25 protein-coding genes are annotated in these 22,315 nt (G+C 67.3%); 18 read left to right on the plus strand and 7 right to left on the minus strand.

Translation table 11 applies throughout. The features are described from left to right. Window positions 1-60: 60 nt before the first annotated feature. Window positions 61-1,050, minus strand: a complete 990-nt coding sequence (locus H9634_RS09330) for a bile acid:sodium symporter family protein (RefSeq protein ID WP_191726404.1) — start codon at window positions 1,048-1,050, stop codon at window positions 61-63. 93 nt (window positions 1,051-1,143) lie between these two features. Between H9634_RS09330 and H9634_RS09335 the strand changes: the two genes are divergently transcribed. The 3 genes from H9634_RS09335 to H9634_RS09345 all read left to right on the plus strand — a co-directional run bounded on the left by H9634_RS09335 (window position 1,144) and on the right by H9634_RS09345 (window position 3,342). After that, on the plus strand, window positions 1,144-2,214 hold the full coding sequence (locus tag H9634_RS09335; protein ID WP_191726405.1) for an LLM class flavin-dependent oxidoreductase: 1,071 nt from the start codon (window positions 1,144-1,146) through the stop codon (window positions 2,212-2,214). Between the two features lie 702 nt (window positions 2,215-2,916). Beyond that, on the plus strand, window positions 2,917-3,153 hold the full coding sequence (locus H9634_RS09340; protein WP_191726406.1) for a hypothetical protein: 237 nt from the start codon (window positions 2,917-2,919) through the stop codon (window positions 3,151-3,153). Window positions 3,154-3,162: 9 nt separating this feature from the next. Continuing rightward, a complete protein-coding gene (locus H9634_RS09345; protein ID WP_191726407.1) occupies window positions 3,163-3,342 on the plus strand; it encodes a hypothetical protein in 180 nt (59 codons plus the stop codon). A gap of 147 nt (window positions 3,343-3,489) precedes the next feature. Here H9634_RS09345 and pepN read toward each other — a convergent pair whose 3' ends face one another. Further along, the gene (pepN, locus tag H9634_RS09350; protein ID WP_191726408.1) at window positions 3,490-6,138 is read right to left on the minus strand and encodes an aminopeptidase N; all 2,649 of its coding nucleotides are present in this window, start codon (window positions 6,136-6,138) and stop codon (window positions 3,490-3,492) included. A 159-nt stretch (window positions 6,139-6,297) separates the two neighbouring features. Between pepN and H9634_RS09355 the strand changes: the two genes are divergently transcribed. Next, the gene (locus H9634_RS09355; RefSeq protein ID WP_191726409.1) at window positions 6,298-6,660 is read left to right on the plus strand and encodes a helix-turn-helix domain-containing protein; all 363 of its coding nucleotides are present in this window, start codon (window positions 6,298-6,300) and stop codon (window positions 6,658-6,660) included. 28 nt (window positions 6,661-6,688) lie between these two features. Here H9634_RS09355 and H9634_RS09360 read toward each other — a convergent pair whose 3' ends face one another. The 3 genes from H9634_RS09360 to H9634_RS09370 form a co-directional block, all read right to left on the minus strand. Continuing rightward, window positions 6,689-7,276: a ClpP family protease gene (locus H9634_RS09360; RefSeq protein WP_191726410.1), complete on the minus strand. Its 588-nt coding sequence runs from the start codon at window positions 7,274-7,276 to the stop codon at window positions 6,689-6,691. Continuing rightward, entirely contained in the window at window positions 7,276-7,902 is a 627-nt protein-coding gene (locus tag H9634_RS09365; protein WP_191726411.1) for a ClpP family protease, read from the minus strand. Before H9634_RS09365 ends, H9634_RS09360 begins: the two co-directional genes overlap by 1 nt. A 203-nt stretch (window positions 7,903-8,105) precedes the next feature. Next, window positions 8,106-8,708: a LysE family translocator gene (locus tag H9634_RS09370; protein ID WP_318245060.1), complete on the minus strand. Its 603-nt coding sequence runs from the start codon at window positions 8,706-8,708 to the stop codon at window positions 8,106-8,108. Between the two features lie 112 nt (window positions 8,709-8,820). Between H9634_RS09370 and H9634_RS09375 the strand changes: the two genes are divergently transcribed. Both H9634_RS09375 and H9634_RS09380 read left to right on the plus strand, forming a co-directional pair. Further along, window positions 8,821-10,236, plus strand: coding sequence for an aminotransferase-like domain-containing protein (locus tag H9634_RS09375; protein ID WP_191726413.1), 1,416 nt, complete (start codon window positions 8,821-8,823; stop codon window positions 10,234-10,236). A 208-nt stretch (window positions 10,237-10,444) separates the two neighbouring features. Next, window positions 10,445-11,596: an FUSC family protein gene (locus H9634_RS09380; RefSeq protein WP_191726414.1), complete on the plus strand. Its 1,152-nt coding sequence runs from the start codon at window positions 10,445-10,447 to the stop codon at window positions 11,594-11,596. Window positions 11,597-11,683: 87 nt separating this feature from the next. Here H9634_RS09380 and H9634_RS09385 read toward each other — a convergent pair whose 3' ends face one another. After that, window positions 11,684-12,235: a helix-turn-helix domain-containing protein gene (locus H9634_RS09385; RefSeq protein ID WP_191726415.1), complete on the minus strand. Its 552-nt coding sequence runs from the start codon at window positions 12,233-12,235 to the stop codon at window positions 11,684-11,686. 64 nt (window positions 12,236-12,299) lie between these two features. Between H9634_RS09385 and H9634_RS09390 the strand changes: the two genes are divergently transcribed. From H9634_RS09390 to H9634_RS09435, 10 genes are all read left to right on the plus strand, one after another. After that, window positions 12,300-12,998, plus strand: a complete 699-nt coding sequence (locus tag H9634_RS09390; protein ID WP_191726416.1) for an AzlC family ABC transporter permease — start codon at window positions 12,300-12,302, stop codon at window positions 12,996-12,998. Then, a complete protein-coding gene (locus tag H9634_RS09395; RefSeq protein ID WP_191726417.1) occupies window positions 12,995-13,339 on the plus strand; it encodes an AzlD domain-containing protein in 345 nt (114 codons plus the stop codon). The genes H9634_RS09390 and H9634_RS09395 overlap by 4 nt, the downstream gene beginning before the upstream one ends. Window positions 13,340-13,343: 4 nt before the next feature. Further along, complete coding sequence (locus H9634_RS09400; protein WP_191726418.1) at window positions 13,344-13,661, plus strand: DUF2516 family protein; 318 nt, start codon at window positions 13,344-13,346, stop codon at window positions 13,659-13,661. Then, window positions 13,658-14,491: an alpha/beta fold hydrolase gene (locus H9634_RS09405; RefSeq protein ID WP_191726419.1), complete on the plus strand. Its 834-nt coding sequence runs from the start codon at window positions 13,658-13,660 to the stop codon at window positions 14,489-14,491. Before H9634_RS09400 ends, H9634_RS09405 begins: the two co-directional genes overlap by 4 nt. Further along, on the plus strand, window positions 14,488-15,726 hold the full coding sequence (locus tag H9634_RS09410; RefSeq protein WP_191726420.1) for a glycosyltransferase: 1,239 nt from the start codon (window positions 14,488-14,490) through the stop codon (window positions 15,724-15,726). Before H9634_RS09405 ends, H9634_RS09410 begins: the two co-directional genes overlap by 4 nt. A gap of 42 nt (window positions 15,727-15,768) precedes the next feature. Next, complete coding sequence (locus H9634_RS09415; protein WP_175293846.1) at window positions 15,769-16,287, plus strand: YbjN domain-containing protein; 519 nt, start codon at window positions 15,769-15,771, stop codon at window positions 16,285-16,287. A gap of 129 nt (window positions 16,288-16,416) precedes the next feature. Next, window positions 16,417-16,926 carry a hypothetical protein gene (locus H9634_RS09420; protein WP_175293847.1) on the plus strand — a complete coding sequence of 170 codons (510 nt, stop codon included), beginning with the start codon at window positions 16,417-16,419 and terminating at the stop codon, window positions 16,924-16,926. A gap of 4 nt (window positions 16,927-16,930) precedes the next feature. Continuing rightward, the gene (locus H9634_RS09425) at window positions 16,931-17,560 is read left to right on the plus strand and encodes an RES family NAD+ phosphorylase (protein WP_191726421.1); all 630 of its coding nucleotides are present in this window, start codon (window positions 16,931-16,933) and stop codon (window positions 17,558-17,560) included. An 85-nt stretch (window positions 17,561-17,645) separates the two neighbouring features. Further along, window positions 17,646-18,389 carry a phosphoglyceromutase gene (locus H9634_RS09430; RefSeq protein WP_175293849.1) on the plus strand — a complete coding sequence of 248 codons (744 nt, stop codon included), beginning with the start codon at window positions 17,646-17,648 and terminating at the stop codon, window positions 18,387-18,389. 96 nt (window positions 18,390-18,485) lie between these two features. After that, on the plus strand, window positions 18,486-19,415 hold the full coding sequence (locus H9634_RS09435) for an EamA family transporter (protein ID WP_191726422.1): 930 nt from the start codon (window positions 18,486-18,488) through the stop codon (window positions 19,413-19,415). Between the two features lie 21 nt (window positions 19,416-19,436). On the opposite strand, the gene phoU is transcribed toward H9634_RS09435, so the two are convergent. Next, window positions 19,437-20,102 carry a phosphate signaling complex protein PhoU gene (gene phoU, locus H9634_RS09440; protein WP_191726423.1) on the minus strand — a complete coding sequence of 222 codons (666 nt, stop codon included), beginning with the start codon at window positions 20,100-20,102 and terminating at the stop codon, window positions 19,437-19,439. A gap of 230 nt (window positions 20,103-20,332) precedes the next feature. On the opposite strand from phoU, the gene H9634_RS09445 reads away from it, so the two are divergent. Next, entirely contained in the window at window positions 20,333-21,592 is a 1,260-nt protein-coding gene (locus H9634_RS09445; RefSeq protein WP_318245061.1) for a sensor histidine kinase, read from the plus strand. Further along, a complete protein-coding gene (locus H9634_RS09450; RefSeq protein WP_191726425.1) occupies window positions 21,589-22,269 on the plus strand; it encodes a winged helix-turn-helix domain-containing protein in 681 nt (226 codons plus the stop codon). The genes H9634_RS09445 and H9634_RS09450 overlap by 4 nt, the downstream gene beginning before the upstream one ends. Window positions 22,270-22,315: the final 46 nt, after the last annotated feature.

Genomic DNA, 22,315 nt, shown 5'->3' on the forward strand with positions numbered 1-22,315 from the left:
GACCGCAGAGAACCGCCCGCGCACTGAGGCCAGTGCGCGGGCGGCTTCGCGTCTGAGTCCTCAGTCGGCGCGGCGGGCGAAGAACGCCGCCATGACGGCACCGGAGACGTTGTGCCACACCGAGAACACCGCGCCCGGCAGGGCGGCCAGCGGTGAGAAGTAGGTCGCGGCCAGGGTGGCGGCCAGGCCGGAGTTCTGCAGGCCGACCTCGAAGGTCAGCGCCCGGCGCTCCGGTGCGCTCAGGCCGGTGAGCCGGCCGACGGCATAGCCCATGCCGAGGCCGAAGCAGTTGTGCAGGATGACCGCGGCGATGACGAGCAGCCCGGCCGAGACGAGGGCGCCGGCGGAGCCTGCGACGACGATCGCCACAATGAGCGTGATCGCCAGCGTCGACAGCCACGGCAGCACCGGCATGATCGCATCGACCAGCCGTCCGGCCAGCGCGCGGATGAGGACACCGGCGACGACCGGGACGAAGACGGTCTTGACGATCGACATCATCATCGCCGCAGCGCTGACCTCCATGAACTGCCCGGCCAGCCACAGTGTCAGGATCGGGGTCAGCAGCGGGGCGAGCAGCGTCGAGCAGGTGGTGATCGTCACCGACAGGGCGACATCGCCGCGTCCCAGGTAGGTCACGACATTCGAGGCAGTGCCGCCGGGAGCGCAGCCGACGAGGATGACGCCGACGGCCAGCTCGGGCGGCAGACCGAGTGCGGTGGCCACCAGCCAGCCGGCCAGCGGCATGATGATGTACTGGGCGCCCAGGCCGATCGCCACGACCCACGGCCGTTTGGCGATGCGGGTGAAGTCCGGCAGTGTCAGCGTCAGGCCCATGAAGAACATGACACCGCCGAGCAGCCACGGCACCGCGGCAGCCATCGGGGTGAAGGCGCCGGGGGCGACGAAGCCGATGATGCCGCCGGCGAGGACGAGCAGCGGGAAGACCGTCACCGCGATGCGGGCATTGCGCTCCTGGCGCGGGTCGCGGGCGATCGGCGGCTGCGCGGTCGCAGCATCTGCGGCGGTGGATTCGTGCGGCTTCGTCATAGTCCCCGAGGGTGTCATGCGTCTCACCATCAGGCCAGTGCAGTCCGGACTGTGAGCGGGAATGATCGGCGAGCGTGCGCTGTTCGCTCCGGTATGAAGCTCTCAGTTCTCGATCTCATCTCTGTGCGCGAAGGCCAGACGACCGGTCAAGCCCTGCGCGCCTCCAAGCAGCTCGTCGACACCGCCGACCGCCTCGGCTTCACCCGCTACTGGGTGGCCGAGCACCACAACATGCCCTCGGTCGCCTCGACGGCACCTGCCACCGAGCTCATGTACCTCGGCCAGGATACCGAGCAGATCCGGCTGGGATCCGGCGGCGTCATGCTGCCCAACCACGCCCCGCTGGCTGTCGCCGAGCAGTTCGCACTGCTGACCGCCGCCTACGGCGACCGCATTGACCTGGGCATCGGCCGGGCACCGGGCACCGACCCGATCACCTCAGCGGCGATGCGCGGACACCTCGGCGAAGGCCGCATGGTCGACCGTGCCGGCAACACCCTCGATCCGGTCGAGCAGTTCCCGCAGCACATCGTCGACATCCTCAGCCTCTTCAGCCCCGGTGGTGCGGCGATCCCGATGTTCGGCGACAGGGTCCACCGGCTCTCACCGACTCCGAACCTCGATGCCGCTCCCGAGGTGTGGCTGCTGGGTTCGAGCGGGTACTCCGCCCAGCTCGCTGCCGCCCTCGGCCTCCCGTATGTCTTCGCCCACCACTTCGCCGGTCGCGGCACCGAGACCGCACTCAGCCTCTACCGCAGCGAGTTCACCGCCACTGAATACGGCAATTCGCCGAAGACCTTCGTCACCGTCAACACGATCGCCGCTGAGACCGAAGAGGAGGCCTGGAAGCTCGCCGGGCCGTACCAGTACACGATGGCCAACCTGCGCGTCGGCGACCCGATGCGTCCGCTGCCGACTGTCGGCGCAGCTGTCGATGCGCTCATGAGCGACGGCCACCGCGCGCTGGCGGAGAAGATGACCGCCCCGTGGGCGATCGGCACCCCGGATCAGGTGGCAGCCAAGCTGCGGGCCGATGCCGAGCGGTTCGGGGTTGATGAGATCATGCTCCAGCCGGTCGCCGGTTCCTACGAGTCCGATCCGCTCGACGCGACACCGGCACGGGTGCGCACCCTCGAACTGCTCGCACCTGAGTTGCTCGGCTGACCCGGCCCGCCCGGGTTCCGGTGCGGCAGCTCCTGGGGTGGGCCAGCCGGTGGCGGCGCCCGGCCTGCGCTCGATGAGCAGTGAGCTCAGCGACTGGGTGTCTGCCGCCAGTCGGGCCGAGCCGGGTTCGCCGTAGGCAGAGACCATGAGCGCGATGCCCCGGTCGAGTCCCCGGCAGCAGCTAGACCCGGGTGAACGATCCGGGAACTGCGCCGGAGTGGTGGATGCGTGCCTGCCTGCCGGCTGCCGAGGGCACCGTGTCGTAGTGCCAGCCGAAGCCTCATCGGCTGTCCGGTGAGCCGGTGTCCACGGCCGCGGCCACTCGAGAGGCCATTGAGACGTCCTTATCAACCATCACCCCATCGTCGTCGCACCCACCCGACCAGGGAAGCACTTCCCGGGGAAAACTAACTGAGGCACGACCCCTAGCTACGCGGGGACTATCTATGAGTCTCGTCGCACCCTTGACTGCTCGGTGTCTGCGGTGTAACGTCGGTCACGCTAATCGAAAGCGATCGCCGCAAGGAGGAAAGCTGATGATTGCGAAATCGCGTATCGCGGCCGCGCTCGTCGCGTGTGTCGTGGCTACTGGTGCTGGGGTGGCGACGGGGTGTTCAGTCCGTTGAAGCCTCAGCCTGTAAAGGGAGCAACTCTAGGAAGAATATCTTTGCGGATCCTCACACGGGGTCTGAGGCGTGGGAAGTGAAGATCGATTCATGCAAGGCATCGAAGCTGGTCGATGCCTACGGGAACGCGAAAGATGCTTCTGGTCTGGCCGGTCTGCTCGGAGCGAAGTGGTGGCCCGCCGGTGTAGTTGCAGGCGTATTTTATGGATGGGCTTGGAAAAACCAGTCTGCCGTCAAGAAGTGTGCTTCGAAGGGCACTGGCATCAAGTTCAAAGAAGTCGGTGGCGTTGTGACTGGGTGCACAGCTCAATAAGGAGGAGCAGTGGAGAAGAATATTTCCGTTATTGTTCTGCTTGCAGCTGGGATTTCAGTACTCGTTGCTCGCTCGTTCGGATACGTGAGTGAGATTTTCACCACTGTAGCGCTTGGTTTGCTCATTGTCGCTGGGCTTGTGCTGAATTTTGTTTTTACTCGTAAGGAAAACACTGGTGGAAGACGTTGACTGCTGACGTATGATTCTTCCTCAACCCGGCACCGGGACGATATCGAAGCATTTCGATATCGTCCCGGTGCTTTTGGTTGCGTAATGTAAGTCTACGGGCTGTGGTACGGCATTTGGATGGCTGGGGTGCCATCGTTCCTTCATTGCTCAGTGCTTCCCGTCCCCGCCGGCGGCCCTGAGCCGGATCGAGCGGGCGAGGTCGTCACGCAGCTCGATGAGCAGCCGCCGCTGGGCTGCTGGGGCATCCGCATGGGACTCCAGCCACGCATCGGTCATCGCAAGCACCTCATCGGGGCGGATCGACCAGCTGGGGTAGAGCTCGTTGACGAGCCGGCGGGCGATCTCGATCGACCGCTCCCAGAAGCCTTCGAGCAGCCGGAAGTACTCCTCGACGAACGGCTCGGTGATCGGCAGACCTGAGGAGACCGTGAAGCCTGCGATGCGCGCGGAGATGACGTCGTTGCTCAGCGACTCATCGCTCGTTGCCGCGGTGAATGCCCGCTGCTTGGCGATCGGCAGCGGCCGGGCGGCCTCGGCGGTCAGGGCGTGCAGCCGGCCAGAACCGGTCTGGTCGACCACCAGCGCCTCGTCGATATCGCACACATCGGCCCAGCCGAGGGTCGCCAGCGCGGTGAGCGCATGCCAGCGCAGCGCATGGTCGATCGTCAGACCCGGGAAGTCCGGGCGCATATCAGAACCGGCTTCGACGGCGAGCATCGCCTGTGCCAGTTCCCGGCCGGCGCGCACCGGCGGAGTCGACGTGTGGACCTTCGCGCTGCGCAGAACAAGTGAGAGCAGCGTGCGGGCCAGCGCCAGCTGCTCATCCGAACCCGGTTTCGAGGCCGCCAGCGCATCGAAGCTGACACCGAGCAGCCCGTCGAGGGCCGGGTCGACGAACCGCTCCGGCAGCCACTCATCAAGCGCGGTGAGCATCGTGCGCATGAGCGTGGCCGAGATCCCGGCGTGGGTCTCGCGGCTGAGCGACCGGCTGTAGGCGGTGAGGAAGTCGGTGACCGGCAGCAGCCCGTCGCGCATCGCATTCGTCAGCGCCGACCACACCAGCGCCCGGTCCATCGGATCAGCGAACCGGGACACATGCCTGAGCGCGGTCTGCGTGGACGTGTCGTCGAGGCGGACCTTGACGAAGTCGTCGTCACCGTAGTTCAGCAGCAGCAGATCCGGACGCGCGACGCCCACCAGACCCGGGACCTCGGCACGTGCCGAATCGAAGTCGATCTCCCACGTCTGTGTGCGCGTGAGCACACTGCCCTTGCGGACGAATCCGGCGAGCTGGAGCCGGTGCGGGCGCACCACCTCGGCGCCGGCCTCACCCGCACCCGAGGTGCCGGTCCCGGAGTTCTGCTGCACCACCTCGGCGGCGGTGATGGTGCCCTCGTCATCGGTCTCGATCTCCAGGCTGAGCTCGGAGACTCCCGTCGTCTTCAGCCACGCATCGGCCCAGGCAGCCAGATCGCGGTCCGGGGCGGCTGCCTCGAGCGCGGTGAGGAAGTCGGTCAGCGTCGCGGTGCCGAACTCGTGGGCGCGGAAGTACTGGCGGGTGCCCTCCATGAAGGCGTCCTGGCCGACGTAGGCGACGAGCTGCTTGAGCACCGAGGCGCCCTTGGCGTAGGTGATGCCGTCGAAGTTGAGCTTGGCGGCCTCGACATCGGGGATGTCGGCGACGATCGGATGGGTCGTCGGATACTGGTCCTGCCGGTACGCCCAGCCCTTGCGCTGCAGCGCGAAGGTCACCCAGCCGTCATCGAACTCGGTTGCCTCAGCCAGCGCGAGCCCGCCCATGTAGTCGGCGAAGGACTCCTTGAGCCACAGGTCATCCCACCACGCCATCGTCACAAGATCGCCGAACCACATGTGCGCCATCTCGTGCAGGATGACGTTGGCGCGCGCCTCATAGGAGGCGCGGGTGACCTTGTCGCGGAAGATGAGGGAATCGGTGAAGGTCACCAGGCCCGGGTTCTCCATCGCGCCGAGGTTGTACTCAGGCACGAAGATCTGGTCGTACTTGCCCCACGGGTAGGGGTAGTCGAAGTGCTCGTGGAAGAAGTCCAGGCCCTGCTTGGTGACGGTGAAGATCGACTCGGCATCCATGTGCTCGGCCAGTGAGGCGCGGGTGTGGACGCCCAGTTCGATCGTCTGGCCGGTCTGCGGGTGCGTGTACGTGTCGGTCGCGGTGGCGTAGTGGCCGGCGGTCACACAGGTGATGTAGGAGGACTGCACGCCGGTGACGGCGAACTCGTGGCGCAGCAGACCCTGGGCCGGTGCCGAGACGCTGGCAACCGGGGAGTTGCTGAGGACGGAGAAGTCCTTCGGGGCGGTGACGGTGAACTGGAATCGGGCCTTGAGGTCGGGCTGGTCGAAGTTGGCGAACACCCGCCGGGCGTCGGTGGGCTCGTACTGGGTGTAGAGGTAGACCTTGTCATCGGCTGGGTCGAAGTAGCGGTGCAGGCCCTCACCGGAACGCGAGTACAGGCAGGCGGCGGTGATCTCCAGCCGGTTCGCCCCGGCGGTGACCGGGAAGTGGACGCGCGCGCCGTCGAAGGCGGTGCGCGGATTGAGCGGCTCATTGTTGATCGTGACCGAGGACACCGAGTCGGCGATGAGGTCGATGAAAGTCTCACCGTCGCGCACGGCATCGAGATCGACGATCGTCGTCGAGGCGAACGTCTCCGCATCAGGATCTGTGGCCGCACTGAGATCGAGGTCGACGGTGTAGAGCTCGACGCTGAGCAGCTCCGAACGGGAGCGCGCCTGCGCGCGCGTGAGATTCGTGGTCATCTGTCCTCCTGTCACCGAGTCCCAGCATGTCATATAACCGACCGCGCCGGGCAGGTGATCACTGGGATTCGCAGCACAGCCGACGACGGGCCGGACCACCCGTCTCTGCTCTCAGCAGATTTGGCAGACAGGCGGAGAACGTGCGGCCTACCATGAAGCATGACTGAGATACACGTCGTCGCAGATGTCGATCACGCAGGTTCTGCCGCAAGCCCGGTCACCGTGCGCTCGCACGAACCGCTGTGGCGGCAGATGGTCGGCCAGGCGCTGAGGCAGCGGCGGAGCGCTCGCGGTCAGACACTCGGACAGGTTGCGGCCCGAGCGGGGGTCTCACCGCAGTATCTATCGGAGATCGAGCGCGGCCTCAAAGACCCCTCGAGTGAGATCATCGCAGCCCTCAGCGGCGCCCTGGGCACCAGCCTGCTCGATCTCACCGCCGATGTCGCACGAACGCTCTCAGCATCGCGCACTCCTTGCGCGCAGGCAGCACCCGCCACGCTGTCGTGTGCGCTCGCTGCGTGAGCGAGCCGCGTCTGCATTCCCGGGCTGCTCACCGCTGAGTGAGCACATGATCGAGCAGTCCGTAGTCGCGGGCCTGCCGAGCGGTGAAGACCCGATCATGGTCGGTGTCAGCCCGCAGCGTGGTGAGGCTCTGCCCGGTGTGGTGTGCCAGCACCTCCTCGATGTCGGAGCGCAGGCGGATCACCTCGTCTGCCTGCAGGATGAGGTCCGGGATCGTGCCCCGTCCCTGTGCGGCCGGCTGATGCAGCACGATGCGCGCGTGGGGCAGTGCGGCGCGCTTGCCGGGGGCACCGCCTGCCAGCAGGACCGCACCGACAGCCACGGCCTGCCCCACGCAGGTGGTGGCCACATCGGGTTTGATGAAGGTCATCGTGTCGTAGACGGCGAGCATGGCGCTCGGGTCGCCGCCGTCGCAGTTGATGTAGAGCTGGATGTCACGCTCGGGGCTCTCGGTCTCCAGGTGCAGCAGCTGGGCGATGAGCGTATTCGCCGCCCCAGCGTCGATTCCGGTGCCCAAGTAGATGACGCGTTCGGTCAGCAGGTGGGAGTAGACGTCGACGATGCGTTCGCCGCGGGGATGCTGGGCGATGACATTGGGAATGGTGTAGCTGCCCATCAGGCATCAGTCTCCTTCTGAGGTGCGAAGCCGGCTGTCGAACGTGCCTGTGGGCGGTAGTCTGCGAACGATTTGACGATCACGTCGATGAAGCCGTAGTCGCGGGCCTCCTGCGCCGTATACCAGTGGTCGTGCAGCGAATCCTCGAACACCTGCTCGAGCGGCTGCCCGGTGTCTGCTGCGATGAGTCCGAGCACGGTGTCGCGCGTGTGCCGCAGGTCGTCAGCCTGGAGTGAGATGTCGACTGCGGAACCGCCGATCCCGGCCGAACCCTGGTGCATGAGCACGCGTGCGTGCGGCAGCGCCCTGCGCTTTCCCTTCGTCCCGGCGGACAGCAGGAACTGCCCTGCGCTGTAGGCGATGCCGAACACCAGTGTCGAGACGTCGTTCGGGATCGTGCGCATGACATCGCGTATCGCCAGCATGGCCGGCACCGAACCGCCGGGGGAGTGGATCCACAGGGAGATGTCGGAGATCGGGTCATCAGCTGCCAGCGTGATGAGCTGGGTGGCGAGCAGCGTGCCGTTGTCATTGTCGAGCGCCCCATCGAGGACGAGCACGCGGCGGTCATAGAATTCGCGTCGCACGGTCTCACTGAACAGCGGCGCAGTGGGAGTCTCAGTCATGAGTCCATCGTCGTCCAGGCTGCGTCTCGATCGGCCGTTCTCGTCTCACAGCAGAGCCGCTCAGAGCAGAGGCAGAACTGGGCAGAGCCGCCCAGAGCAGAGGCAGGACTGAGCAGAGCCGTTCACAGCAGAGGCAGGTCTGAGCGGTGCTGGAGCACGGTGATGGTGGTCGTGCACCGCACGCGTCGGCGATTGTGACCGGATCACAGGCGTGCGGTGAGCATCGGGTACAGCGTGGCGAGCAGCAGACCGGCCATCACGAGATTGACGATGCGCCGGTTCCGGGAGTTTCGCAGCCACCCGCTCACGGCCGAGCCGAAGACCGCCCACAGTGCGACACACGGCGCATTGACGAGCGCGTAGGTTGCGGCGACGACGGCGACCAGGGCGATCGAGGAGTCGGCCGGCAGGTAGTTGGCCGATGCGCCGACGGCCATCACCCACGCCTTCGGGTTGACCCACTGGAAGGCGGCAGCGCCGAGGAAGCCCATCGGCCGGCTGCGTGACTCTCCCTCCCCAGGTGCCGCAGCAGTCGCGATCTGCCACGCCAGCCATATGAGGTATGCCGCTCCGGCGATGCGCACCCCGGTGTAGAGCGGTGCGTAAGCGGCGAAGATCTGCGCTAACCCGAGTCCGACGCAGAAGACCATGACACCGAATCCGATGCTGATTCCCGCCAGATGCGGCAGCGTCCTGCGCAGTCCGAAGTTGACGCCGGATGCAAGCAGCATGAGGTTGTTCGGCCCCGGTGTGATCGACGTTGTCAGCGCATACAGCGCGAGAGCAGCGAGGGTTTCCGGGGTCACTGCGAGCACCTCGCATTCAGCGGTGTGATTCTGAGGTTCATCCACATCATTCGAGTAGCGTGGCATGCGTGGAACTGTGTGACAGGTGTCTTAGTACACGGAGGGCTGCGCGGTGACGGCCGAGCCGGGCTGGCAGCCGCGCATCGGTGAAGGGGTGCGTGCACCGCTGTACGAGCGGCTGGTGGCCGCGTTGGCCGAGGATATCGCCGGCGGCGTGCTGGCACCTGGAGACCGGCTGCCGGCGCACCGGGACCTTGCCGGGCGTCTGGGAATCTCCGTGGGCACCGTCACGCGGGCCTACGCAGCTCTTGAGCGACAGGGGCTCGTGCATGCTGTGCATGGGAGGGGAACCTTCGTATCGGATGCCGGGCCCGCCGATGAGGCAGTCGAGGTCATCGACCTGTCTGTCAATGTGCCCCCGCCCAAGCTGGCGGAGAGGACGCTTGCCAGTGCGCTGGCAGAGCTGCCGGGCAGCCTCTCGACTGCCGAGATGTTCACATATCCGGATCCGCTGGGCGCACCGCGCCATCGCCACGCGATCGCCGCCTGGCTGCGAGCACAGGGAGTGAATGCGTCCCCTGACCATGTGCTCATCACCCATGGCGCTCAGCACGCGCTGACGGTGGCCTTCGCCGCAACCTCGGAAAGCGGTGGGACGGTCCTCGCCGACCCGCACACCTACCCGGGAGCGCTCATCGCAGCGCAGCACGCGGGCCTCCGGGTTCTGCCGGTTGACAACGACGGCGCCGGGATGGATCCGCGCGCCCTGGATGCGGCGCTGCGGCAGACCGCCAGCGCACCGGCGAGGATCGTCTACCTCATGCCCACACTGCACAACCCCTACGGCACCACGCTGAGTCAGCGTCGCCGGCGTGACATCGCCGCCGTCTGCCGCCGGCGCGGCGCCGTCATCGTCGAAGACGACGTCTATTCGGTGTTTCGATCCGCGAGAACCACCCCGCTGGCAGCGCTCGTGCCCGAGCGCACCTGGTACGTCAACGGATTCTCGAAGAGCCTGAGCCCAGGGCTGCGCGTCGGAGCCCTCGTCGCGCCCGGTCAGAACCGAGCGCAGGCGCAGGCAGTCCTGCAGGCGACCACGCTGGCGGTCAGCCCGCTGATGGCGCAGCTCGTCTCTCAGTGGATCCTCGATGGGACAGCTGCCGGAGTCGCGGCAGCGCTGCGGGCAGAGTCGGAGGAGCGCCTGCGCATCGCCGCAGCCGCACTCTCCTCGCACATGGACGCGGTTCCTGCGGCCGGGTTCCATTTCTGGCTGCCGATGCCCCGGGCACAAGCAGAGCAGACCTTCCAGCTGGCTGCCGGGCAGGGACTGCTCCTCACGCCCCCTGCCGCCACGCTCGCAGACCCCGACTCCGATCGTGCCGGACTGCGCGTCTGCATCGGCCGCCCGCCGCTCCGCCAGCTCGAACGGGCACTGCACCGCCTGCGCGCAGTGCTCCGCAGAGTCTCACCGACCGGACCTGACGCCGCGATCCCCTCAAGCCGGTCCCCTCAAGCTCGGACCAGGTGATGGGCGGCCGCTGAGCGCGCACCCGGCGGGCCCGCCGGTGCACAGGACCGCAGCCCTCATCACCGCCTGCCGACCCTGGCCAGGACACTCAGTCCGTGCTCCCGGCCCTGCCCACCCGAGTAGACTCAAGAAGTGCAGCCAGGTGACTGACGCTGGTCAGCCGGCTGATGAGCGCATTCCGCAGTGTCGAAAGGCAGGAGGAGAGCTGATGCAGCAGCAGTCGTGGGCCCGCCCGTCCGACTGGCCCCGCCACCTCGGCAGCGTCGCCGAGAACCGCTCGCGCATCGGCGCTCGCCGGATCCGCACGAACATCTCCCAGCTGCTGCAGGTCACCGTCGGTGCCACAGCCGCCTACGCGTTCTGCTACTTCGTCCTCGGCCACGAATACCCCTTCCTCGCCGCCGTCGCCGCAGCCGTCGGCACCGGTGTGATGGTCGATCGCCGACTGCGCCGGGCGATGGAGATCGGCTTCGGGGCCACCCTCGGCGTGCTGGCCGGCGAGGTGATGGTCCACCTGTTCGGCCAGGGGATCATCCAGCTCATGATCGTGCTGTTCATCGGCCTGCTCATCGGCACGATGATCAACTCCGGGGGCATCTTCATCACCCAGATCGGGGTGCAGTCCGTCTACGTCGTCACCGTGCCCCCGGCAGTGGCCGCCCAGCCCTTCGACCGCACCATCGACGCCCTCGTCGGGGCGACCGTGGCGATCATCATGGCCCTCATCGTCCCGCATGATGCGCGCAAGGCCCCGCGCGACCGCGCCTCGGCGCTGCTGCAGGAGATCTCCGAACTCCTCATCGAAGCCGCCGATGCGCTCAAGCGCGCCGACGCCCACGCTGCGGAGCGGACCCTCTCACGGGCCCGTGACACCCAGGCGATGATCGACTCCTGGCGCTCCTCGCTGCGGATCTCGCAGGAAGCCGCTCGCATCAACGCCCGCTCCCGCCGCTACGCCGCCGAGGTCACCCGCCTGGCGAAGGCCTGCGAGTACGCAGACCGGGCGATGCGGCTGGTGCGCGTCATCGCCCGCCGCATCCTCGCGGTGTCGAAACTCGGCCAGCCGCACCCGGAGATGGCCGCGATCGTCGCCGACCTCGGCGAGGGTGCGAACCGGCTGCGGGTCGCGCTGCGCCGCGGCACCTCCCGGATCCCGGCCGAGGAGTACCTGTCCCAGGCGGCCAGCAGGCTCGACCCCAAGGGCGAGGCCGTGCGCGACTCCCAGGACGAAACACTCGTGCTGCTGCTGCGCCCGCTGGCCACCGACCTGCTGCAGGCCGCGGGCATGACCGACGGGCACGCCCGCGAGCAGCTGCCGACCCTGGAGGGCGACAGCTCGGAGGGCCCGCCGGTCGAGTGACCCGCACCCGAGGCGGTGGTCACCGGTGCCGTGTGCGCACCCCGGTCTGCTGCACACCCGGGCCTGCTGCTCAGCCGGGCCTGCGGCTCAGCCGGTCTGCACAGCGAAGACGGCCAGCGTGCCGGGTTCGAGGGCCTCGAAGCTGTGGGCGGCATCGCCGGGATAGCGCAGGTAGTCACCGGCTGCCAGTTCGATCGTCGCCTCCGCCACCGTCGCCCGGGCTGATCCCGAGCCGATGATGACGTGTTCGACGGTGCCGGCCTCATGCGGTTCGGAGTGCTTGATGGAACCCGGCTCTGCGGTGATGAGGTAGAGGTCGCGGCGGGCATGCGGCGGGCACGAACTCAGAAGCATCGCGGCATAGTCCGCCGAACCTGAGGCCAGCTGCGGCAGCTCCCCAAACCGGATGACCGACACCTCGGGAGCGGGAGGATCGAGCAGCTGGGCCAGCGGCACCTGGTAGGCCGTTGCCAGGGCCCACATCGTCTCGATGCTCGGGTTGCCGACGCCGGCCTCGAGTCCGGACAGCGTGGACTTCGACACCGCCGCGCGCTTGGCCGCCTCCGACAGGCTCAGGCCAAGACGCGTGCGCTCACGGCGCAGGGCGGCAGCGATCTGGGGCAGCGGAGATGACGTCATGCGGCCAGTGTAATGGACGCATGTTCGGTTTGACGAACGCTGTGGGCTCGTGCACCATGTGCTCATGGTCCCGTCTCCCGCCAGCAGCGCACTGCCCGCCAGCGCCTACCGCACCATCGCGGTCATCACCCTGACGATCTTCGCCGTCGCGGTCTCCTACGGCGCGATCTCGGGAGCTGCCGGCTTCCCGGTCTGGCAGACCCTCATGCTCGCCGTCTTCGCCCTCGGCGGGGCGGCCGAACTCACCTTCGTCGGCGTCATCGCCGCCGGCGGCGCACCCGTGCTCGCTGTGCTCGCCGGTCTGCTCGTCAACACCCGCAACCTGCCCTTCGGCCTCACCGTCGGTGCCTGGATCCCGCAGGATGCCCGCTCACTCTTCGCCGCCCACCTCGTCAACGACGAAACCGTCGCCTTCTCCCGCGCCCAGCCCACCGAACGCACCCGCTGGCACGGCTTCCTCATCATGGGTGTGGCGATCCTCATCTGCTGGCCGGCCGGCGCGGCCACCGGCCAGCTGCTCGGCCGCATCGTCGATGCCGACGCCCTCGGCGTCGACGCCGCCTTCCCCGTCATCCTGCTGGCCCTCATCACCTCCGACCTCAAACACCGCATCACCGGCCCGGCCGCCCTGCTCGGCATGGCCATCGCCTTCGCGCTCACCCCGCTGCTGCCGCTGGGCCTCGGCCCGGTCTCCGGGCTGATCGCCCTTCTGCCGTTCGGCATCTGGGTTGCACTCCGCTCCCGAGGCGGTGGTCGCCGGTGAGCCCGCTCGTCTTCCTCATCAGCCTCGCCGGCTTAGCCGGCGGCACCTATCTGCTGCGCCTGACCGGTGTGCGCCTGGGCGGTATGACCCGCACCGCCGGGCCCGATGAGACTGCTCCGAGCCCGGCCCGCATCTGGCTCGACCGGTCTGCCGTCGTGCTCATCGCCGCCGTGGCACTGACGACCGCGGTGTTTGACGGTCAGGAGCTGGCCGATCCGGCTCGGCTCATCGGTGTGGGCACCGGTGTTGCGGCGCTCATCTGCCGGGTGCCGATGCTCATCGCGGTGATCCTCGCCATGGCTGTGACCGGCGGGCTGCGGGTCTCCGGCTTGCTAGGCTGAGGGCATGCAGGTCCTCGCCAATATCCAGAGCCTTCTCTACCTGGCGATCGTCGTCGTCGCCTTCGTCGTCGAGATCGCCGCATTCCTCGATTCGCTGCGCTACAAGGACGAGGTCTACCGTGCTGCGGACAAGAAGTCGAAGGTGTTCTGGACGGTGCTGCTCGGCATCGCCGCCGTCGTCGGATTCCTCGCCCTGCCGCTCGGTGGCGGCATGCGCTTCCCGTTCTTCCTCTCCCTGCTCGGCTTCGTCGCCGCAGCCGTGTACTTCGCGGATGTGCGCAAGGCCCTGCGCTCGGTCGACCCGCGGTTCCGCAGCCGATGACCACCACTGCGGGAACACCTGACCGCAACCGTCCCGGCCCCGAGGCCGGTTACGTGTCGACATTCGGCGACGGCAGCCCGGTGACCCTGTTCGGTCACGGCTTCTCCGGCGCGATCCGCGATACCCGCCCGTTCGCCACCGGCGTCGAGGGCACGCGTGCGCTCGTCAACCTCGGCGGCCATGGCGGCCGCCCCTCACCGGGACGCCCGTGGACGTATCAGACGATCGCCGATCAGCTCGCCGACGCACTCGAGCGCACGCAGGCCACCCGCGCCCTCGGCGTGTCGATGAGCGCCGGCGGTCTTGCCCGCCTCATCACCAGCAGGCACCCGGCAGCCACCGGTCTGGAGAAGGTCGCCTTCGTGCTGCCGGCCTCCTTCGACGGCTTCCCCGACCACATCGCCGCACGCAACACCGAACACCTGGCGCTCATGCGCGGCCTGCTCAACGCCGGCGACCGGGAGGGCCTGTACGACGCGCTGCTGGCCGCAGAACCCGACGACCTCACCGTCCACAGACCCGTGCAGGACTGGGTGCGCCAGAAGGTCGACGCGCTCTTCGACACCGACATGTCAGACGGCGTCGGCTTAGCCGGTGAGTTCGCCGTCGATTGCCCAGCAGCTGCCGCTGAGTTCACCGGCGACGTCCTCGTCCTCACCCACGAAGACGACCCCGCCCACCCCGTCGAGATGGCCCAGCGGTACGCCGAGGCGTTCCCGGCAGCCGAGCTCATCGTGCTGCCGGCCGGCTCGATCCTGTGGAAGGGCCGCTCAGAAGTCCGCCGCATCCTCACCGGCTTCTTCAACGACCAGGGCACCTCAGCGGCGTGAACATCGCGCTCATCAGCCTGCATACCGCCCCCGACGCCCAGCCCGGGCAGGGCGATGCCGGCGGGCTCAATGTCTACGTCCGCGCCACCGCCGCCGAACTGGCCGCCCGCGGCCATCAGGTCGAGATCATCACCGCCGACCCCGCCCGCACATCCGACGCGGCAGCCGGGCACCGGGATCCCGCGCCCGAGGCGCCGGTCACCTGGGCCGCCAGCACCCACCTCGGGCCCGGGGTGCGGATCCACCGGCTGCACACTCCCGCCGGGACCAAAGAGGACCTGCTGACCCATCTCGATGCGATCGCTGCGGCGATGGCCGGGCTGCCGGAGCTGGCTGACTGCCAGCTCCTCTGGGCGCACTACTGGATCTCTGCAGCCGCGGTGCTGCGGATGCGCGAGACTCACCGCGCGGCCGCGACGTTGGCCGTGTCCTTCCACACGATCGGCGCGGTCAAGGACCGCGACACCGGCAGCCAGCGCGAACCGGCCGACCGGCTGGCAGTCGAGCCGCGCATCGCGGCTGCTGCCGACCTCGTCATCGCCAACACCCCAGCCGAACGCGGCGACATCATCGACCTGCTCGGTGCCCCACCGGCACGCGTCATCACAGCCGTGCCCGGCATCGACCACACCGTCTACACACCCGGCGACCGGCACGCCGCCCGCTACCGCCTCGGGCTCGGGGCGGAACCCGTGCTGCTGGCCGTCGGGCGGATGCAGCACATCAAGGGCACCGATGTGGCGATCGCTGCGATGCAGCAGCTGCGCGATCAGCTGCCGGAGGCGCGGCTGTACATGCTCGGGGCCGCCAGCGGCACCGATGCCCAGACAGCCGGGGCGATGGCCGAGGCTGCTGCAGCCGAACCGGCGATCACCGTGCTGCCCCCGGAACCGGCCGAACGACTGGCCGACTGGTACCGGGCCGCCGACGCGGTGCTCGTGCCCAGCCGCAGCGAATCCTTCGGCTTCGCCGCCGCCGAGGCCGCCGCCTGCGGCACGCCGGTCATCGCTGCGGCTGTCGGCGGGCTGTGCCACATCGTCACGCACGAGACCGGTGTCCTTCTTCACTCGCATGACCCGCAGATCTGGGCGCAGGCGATCGCCAGGCTGCTCGGCGACGACGCAGCCCGGCAGCAGATGGCTGCCGCAGCCGCCGGCCGGGCGACCCGGTTCACCTGGGCGCACTGTGTCGACACTGTGCTCGCCGGGCTGTCCGGTGCGGGTGCGACGGCGTAGGCTGAGACCAGCAGTGTCGACCGTTTGAGGCAGGAGCTTGAGATGCGCACGACCGATCCGCTTGCCGCCGCTGACCGGCTGGTGACCTGGGCTGAGGAATCCGGGCTAGAAGTCGACCGGCTCGCCGACACCCACGCGGTCGTCAGCCTGCCGGGGGAGAAGAAGCTCAAGACGACCGTGTCGGTCAAGTGCAGCCCGCGCAGCATCGACCTGCAGGCCTTCGTCATCCGGCATGCCGATGAGAACCACGGCGAGTTCCACGCCTGGCTGCTGCACAAGAACTCCCGGCTCAAGGGCCTGGCGTTCGCCACCGACAAGCTCGGCGACGTCTACCTCAACGCCTCGGTCCCGCCGCGCGCCTGGGACGACGACCTCATCGACGAGATCCTCGGCAAGATCCTCTCAGCCGCCGACGAGAGCTTCAACGAACTGCTCATCATCGGGTTCCTCACCTCGATGAAGAAGGAATGGGCGTGGCGGGTCAGCCGCGGGGAATCGACCCGCAACCTCGCCGCCTTCGAGCACCTGCTGGCCGAGGACAACGAATACCTCACGGTGTGAGAGCCTGGGGCGGCCTTGGGAGGGGGCAGACCGGGTCGATGTGGCACGACGAGGAACCCCAATCTGGTTGACATGGTTGACGGTGCTTATACTATAATTGGTTGACACGGTTGACGTGGGGAGGTTGCGATGAGCTCGTCGACTGCAGAAGAGAAGCGCGAAGCAATTGTGGATGGTCTGAGGAGCCGTCTGCAGCAGATGCCTGATGAGCGGTTCGATGATGTCTCCGATCCGCGGGCTGTCGGTGAGAATATGGCAGTTTTCGTTCCTGAATCGCCAGGGGCGTTCAGCAAGATCATCGGTCCGGTGTATTCCACCCGCGCCCTGACATCGCTGTGGCGTGTGTCGAGAGAGGCTGTGAGCAAAAGGGCAAGAAACGGCGACCTGCTCGTGCTGAAGGTCGAGGGAGAGAATCTGTTCCCGGTCTTCCAGTTCGACGGTGCTGAGGTGCGCCAGGACGTCATGGCGGTAGTGAAGGCCTTCGGGGAGCATGTCGATCCATTCACTATCGCGCAGTGGCTCAACACGCGTCAGGTTTCTGATGGAGCTCGGCGTACTCCGATCGAAATGCTGGACTCTGGTGCGTTCAATGAGGTGGTCAGCGCGGCACGCGTCGCTTCCGCACGGTGGGCGGCCTGAGGCCATGGTCGAGCGAAACCAGCCAAGCCAGAAGCCCCCGGCCGCCGAACTGGATCTTCAGCATTTTCCGTCGCGCGCCATCCTTGCGGGTACGCAGTGGAAGCGAGCGCATCGTGCCGAACGAGAACCGTGGTTCTTCGCATCCGCAGGCTCCGGCAGGTTCGATCTGGAAGAGCCGATGGGGACTTGCTACGTGGCCAACCGTGCCGAGGGAGCTGCACGTGAGGTGATCGGTCCAGAGTTCATCTCCACTGGGTTCGTCAACCGCCAGCTTCTCAAGGACCGCGTAGTCTCGACAGTTCTGATGCCGAGCGATCTGACCGCCGCAAAACTGACGGCGGACGGAGCTTTCGCCTTCGGGGTCTCGAATGAGCTGAGCGCGACGTCAGATTATTCGATCTGTCAGAGCTGGGCCGCAGCCTTCGCCAGTCACGGATTCACCGCAATCTGGTATCAACCGCGGTTCTCACCAGCCAAGGGTCGAGCTGTTGCAGTCTTCGGCGATGCAGGGGCTTGGACGGAGAAGCCGCACGAGACAACTTCTCTGGAATCTGTCGTCGAGCGTATGCCAGGAGTCACCATCGTCGACACTGGCAAGAAGAACAGCTTCGATATCAGAGACGAGCCGATGTGACGCGTCGTGACACAGGCCGCCGCCGGCCGCTGGGCTGCCTGACCTGCCGCCGATCCACGCGGTGGCGCTGTGCCACAATGGAGATATGACGTACAACCTTGTGCTGCTGCGCCACGGGCAGAGCGAATGGAACCAGAAGAACCTCTTCACCGGCTGGGTCGACGTGCCGCTGACCGAACAGGGCCGCACCGAGGCCGCCCGCGCCGGCGAGCTGCTGGCAGAGAAGAACCTGCTGCCCGAGGTGCTGCACACCTCCCGGCTCAAGCGCGCGATCATCACTGCCGACATCGCGCTCGAGCACGCCGACCGCGCCTGGATCGACGTCAAGCGCTCCTGGCGGCTCAACGAGCGCCACTACGGCGCGCTGCAGGGCAAGAACAAGAAGGAGATCCGCGACGAGTTCGGCGAGGAGCAGTTCATGACCTGGCGCCGGTCCTTCGACACCCCGCCGCCGGTCCTCGACGACTCCTCCGAATGGTCCCAGGCCGGCGACCCGCGCTATGCCAACCTCGGGGATGCGATCCCGCGCACCGAATGCCTCGCCGATGTCATCGTGCGCATGCTGCCGTACTGGTACGACTCGATCGTGCCGGACCTGCAGCTCGGCCGCACCGTGCTCGTCACCGCCCACGGCAACTCGCTGCGTGCCCTCGTCAAGCACCTCGACGGGATCTCCGACGCTGACATCCCCAGCCTCAACATCCCCACCGGCATCCCGCTGCACTACGAACTCGACGAGAGCTTCGCGCCGCTCAACCCCGGCGGCACCTACCTCGACGCCGCAGCCGCAGAAGCGGCGATCGGCCAGGTCGCCAACCAAGGACGCTGAAGCGCACCAGCAGCACTGACGCCATCTCACCTCGGGCACACAACCGCAGGTGAGATGGCGTCTTCGCGTCCCACCACGCGGGTGTAGCCTCAGGGCATGAGCGTCCGCGATGTGTTCATCGCCCTCGGCGTCGTCGTGCTGTGGGGCATCAACTTCCTCTTCATCGACCTCGGCGTACAGGACTGGCCGCCGCTGCTGCTCGTCGTCGCACGCTTCCTCGTCGTCGTCTTCCCGGCTGTCTTCTTCGTCCCGTTCCCGCGCGGCCGCTTCGCCCGGGTGCTGCTTGTGGGCCTGTTCATGTCCGCCGGCCAGTTCGGGCTGCTCTACATCGCCATGTCCCTGGGCCTGCCGCCGGGCCTGGCCTCGATCCTTCTGCAGATGCAGGCGGTGTTCACCACCGTCGTCGCCGTCATCGTGCTGCGCGAATGGCCCAGGGCACGCACTGTCATCGGCATCCTCATCGGTGTCGCCGGACTCGCGGTCATCATCGCCGGGCGCACCGCAGGCGTACCGGCCATCGCAGTGGTCGTCGTGCTCGGCGCGGCACTGTCGTGGGGCATCGGCAACGTCGCCGCCCGCGGTGCCGGGGTCGGCGGGGTGAGTCTGACGATCTGGTCGGCGACCGTGGTGCCGATTCCGCTGTTCGTCCTCTCCCTCGTCATCGACGGCCCGGCCGCCGTCGGCACCGCGCTGGCGAACCCCACTTGGGGTGTCGTCGCCTCGACGGCTTACACCGCGGTGTGTGCCTCACTCATCGGCTACGTCGCCTGGAACACGCTGCTCGGCCGCTACGCAGCCGCCGAGGTCGCCCCGTTCACCCTCCTCGTCCCCGTCGTCGGAGTCACCTCCGCATGGGTGGTCAAGGGCGATGTGCCCACCGTCGCCGAGGTGGCAGGCGGCTGCCTGCTGCTGCTCGGGGTGGCCGTGACGACCGGGATCCTCGGCCGCCGGCGCACACAGAAGCGTCAGGGCCGCACTCAGATCGAGTGCGGCCCTGACGGAAGTGGCGAACCGGAGGGCAGCTGAGCCGCAGCTCAGCCGGCAGCCTCAGTCCTTGGCGGACAGATCCGGGACCCAGCTGCCGGTGAGCAGGTACTCGACCCGCTGGGAGACGTTGACAGCCTGATCGCCGAAGCGCTCGAAGTAGCGTGAGAGCAGGGTGATGTCGGCGATCTGGGCAGGCGAGAGCACGCCGTGGTCGGACTCGGCGATGAGCGCGAAGACCCGCAGGTGCAGCTGGTCGAGCTCCTCGTCGATGGCGTTGATGAGCGGCACACCGCGCAGGCCCGGGTTGTCGAGCAGCTGCTCCATCTCCTCACCGATCCGGATCGCGGCCTCGCCCATGCGCAGGAACACGTCCCGGAATCCCTCCGGCAACGCCGGCTGCGGGTGGCGGATGCGCACCAGCGAGGCGATGTGACGGGCAAGGTCGCCCATCCGCTCGAGGGCCACGCTCATCTTGAGTGCGGAGATGACAACACGCAGGTCAGCGGCAACCGGTGCCTGCAGCGCCAGCAGCTCAGCAGAGCGCTGGTCGAGATCGGCAGTCATATTGTCGATCTCGGTATCGGCGTCGATGACCTTCTCCGCCAGCTCCAGGTCGTTGTTCTCAAGAGCTTCAGTCGCTGAGCGCATCGCCTCGCTCACCTTGGCTGCCATTTCGACGAGCTCGTCGGCGATGTTCTCGAGCTCGGCCTTGAAGACCTCGCGCATTCGGAATGCTTCCTTTCAGATTGAAGCGTCAGACCCCTGGCTGCAGCGCATGCACGGCTGCGGCCACGGGGCCGTGAATCGTTCTCACCTTCCCAGTCAGCAGTGAATCCATGCTGACGGCTGGGTGAACAGTTCGCTAATGTCAGAACCGCCGTCATTATATCGGACAGGCGTCTCATCAGCAGACCCGTATGCTGGTGTGTGTGGAAGATCCGTTGTTCATAGCTGCAGTGACAGGCCTCGTGGGCCTGGCGATCGGCATCGTCGCCATCCTGGCGTTCCGGTTCTCCGATCGCACGCGCGATTCAGCCGATCTGCATTCGAACAACGAGCTTCCCGACGGCATCGCCGAGGTGCTCGCCGTGCTGCCGAGTGCCGCGATCGTCGTCGACGCCGGCAACGACGTCATCAAGGCCTCACCGGCGGCCTACACCTTCGGGCTCGTGCGCGGCCACCGCATCGTCGCCTCTGAACTGGCCGCAGTCATCGACCGGGTCCGCACCCGCGGGCTCATCGAGGAGACGAACTTCGAAACCCAGCGTGGCCGCTCCCGCCAGGCGCTGCGTCACCTCCACGCCCGCGTCGCCCCGCTCGGCGCCGCATTCGTCCTCGTGCTGTGTGACGACCAGACCGACGCCCACCGGCTGGAGGCCGTCCGCCGCGATTTCGTCGCCAACGTCTCCCATGAGCTCAAGACCCCCATCGGGGCGATCGCGCTCTTAGCCGAGGCGGTCACCGACTTCTCCGACGACCCCGAGGCCGTCGAGCGCTTCGGTGGGCGGATGCAGCGCGAATCCCACCGGCTGTCCCAGCTCGTCCAGGAGATCATCGACCTCTCAGCCGTCCAGGACCACGAGGCACCCTCAGGTGAGATCAACCCGGTTGCTGACATCATCGACGATGCCGTCGACCGTGCGGTCACCGCTGCTGATGCCAAGAACATCTCGCTCACCGTCGACTGCCCCGCAGACTGGTGTGTCGAGGGCAATCCGGACCTGCTGTCCAATGCGATCCGCAACCTCGTCGACAATGCCGTGAACTACTCCAATGCCGGCACCCAGGTCGGCATCGGGGTGAGGGTCAGCGACGAGCGGGTGTTCATCGCCGTCAGCGACCAGGGCATCGGCATGACCGGCGAGGAGACCGAACGGGTCTTCGAACGCTTCTACCGCGTCGACCCGGCACGTTCCCGGGCGACCGGAGGGACCGGCTTGGGACTGTCGATCGTCAAGCACATCGTCGCCACCCACGGCGGCGAGGTGCGCGTATGGTCGAAGCCCAAGCAGGGCTCGACCTTCACCGTGGTGCTACCGTTGGCTCACACCGAAGAGCATCCGGTGATCGCCGAGGCTGCCGAATCCGGCATCCTCATCGCCGGCGAACCGGAAGCCCGCCCGGGCCCGGCGCCAGCGAAGGAAGAAGACGGACGCGCCGTGGACGGCACGGCCGACCGTGAGACAACTGAAGAACAAAGGAAACAGACGACGTGACCCGCATTCTGCTCGTCGAAGACGAAGAGTCATTCTCCGACCCCCTGTCGTACCTGCTCGGCAAGGAAGGGTTTGATGTCACCGTTGCCGCCGACGGCCTGGAGGCCATCGCCGAATTCGACCGGGTGGGCGCCGACCTCGTGCTGCTCGACCTCATGTTGCCCGGCGCCTCGGGGACCGAGGTGTGCCGCCAGCTGCGCGCGAAGTCGAACGTGCCGATCATCATGCTCACGGCCAAGGACTCCGAGATCGACAAGGTCGTCGGCCTTGAGCTCGGCGCTGATGACTATGTCACCAAGCCGTACTCGTCTCGCGAGCTGCTCGCCCGCGTGCGCGCCGTGCTGCGCCGCAACGCCGAACCCGATGACCTGATGGACTCCGTCATCGAAGCCGGCGGGGTGCGCATCGACGTCGACCGGCATGTCGCCAGCGTCCGCGGTGAGGAGCTGTCCCTGCCGCTGAAGGAGTTCGAACTCCTCGAGATGCTCGTGCGCAATGCCGGCCGCGTCATGACCCGCGGCCAGCTCATCGACCGGATCTGGGGCCAGGACTACGTCGGCGACACCAAGACCCTCGACGTGCACATCAAGCGTCTGCGCGCCAAGGTCGAAGTCGAACCGTCCAGCCCGCAGCTGCTCGTCACCGTCCGCGGACTCGGCTACAAGTTCGAAGGCTGAGCCCGCCGATAGCGAGAAATCTGGACGCGAAGCTCTTAATGATGAG

The sequence above is a fragment of the Brevibacterium gallinarum genome (assembly GCF_014836885.1).
GTDB classification, from domain to species: domain Bacteria; phylum Actinomycetota; class Actinomycetes; order Actinomycetales; family Brevibacteriaceae; genus Brevibacterium; species Brevibacterium gallinarum.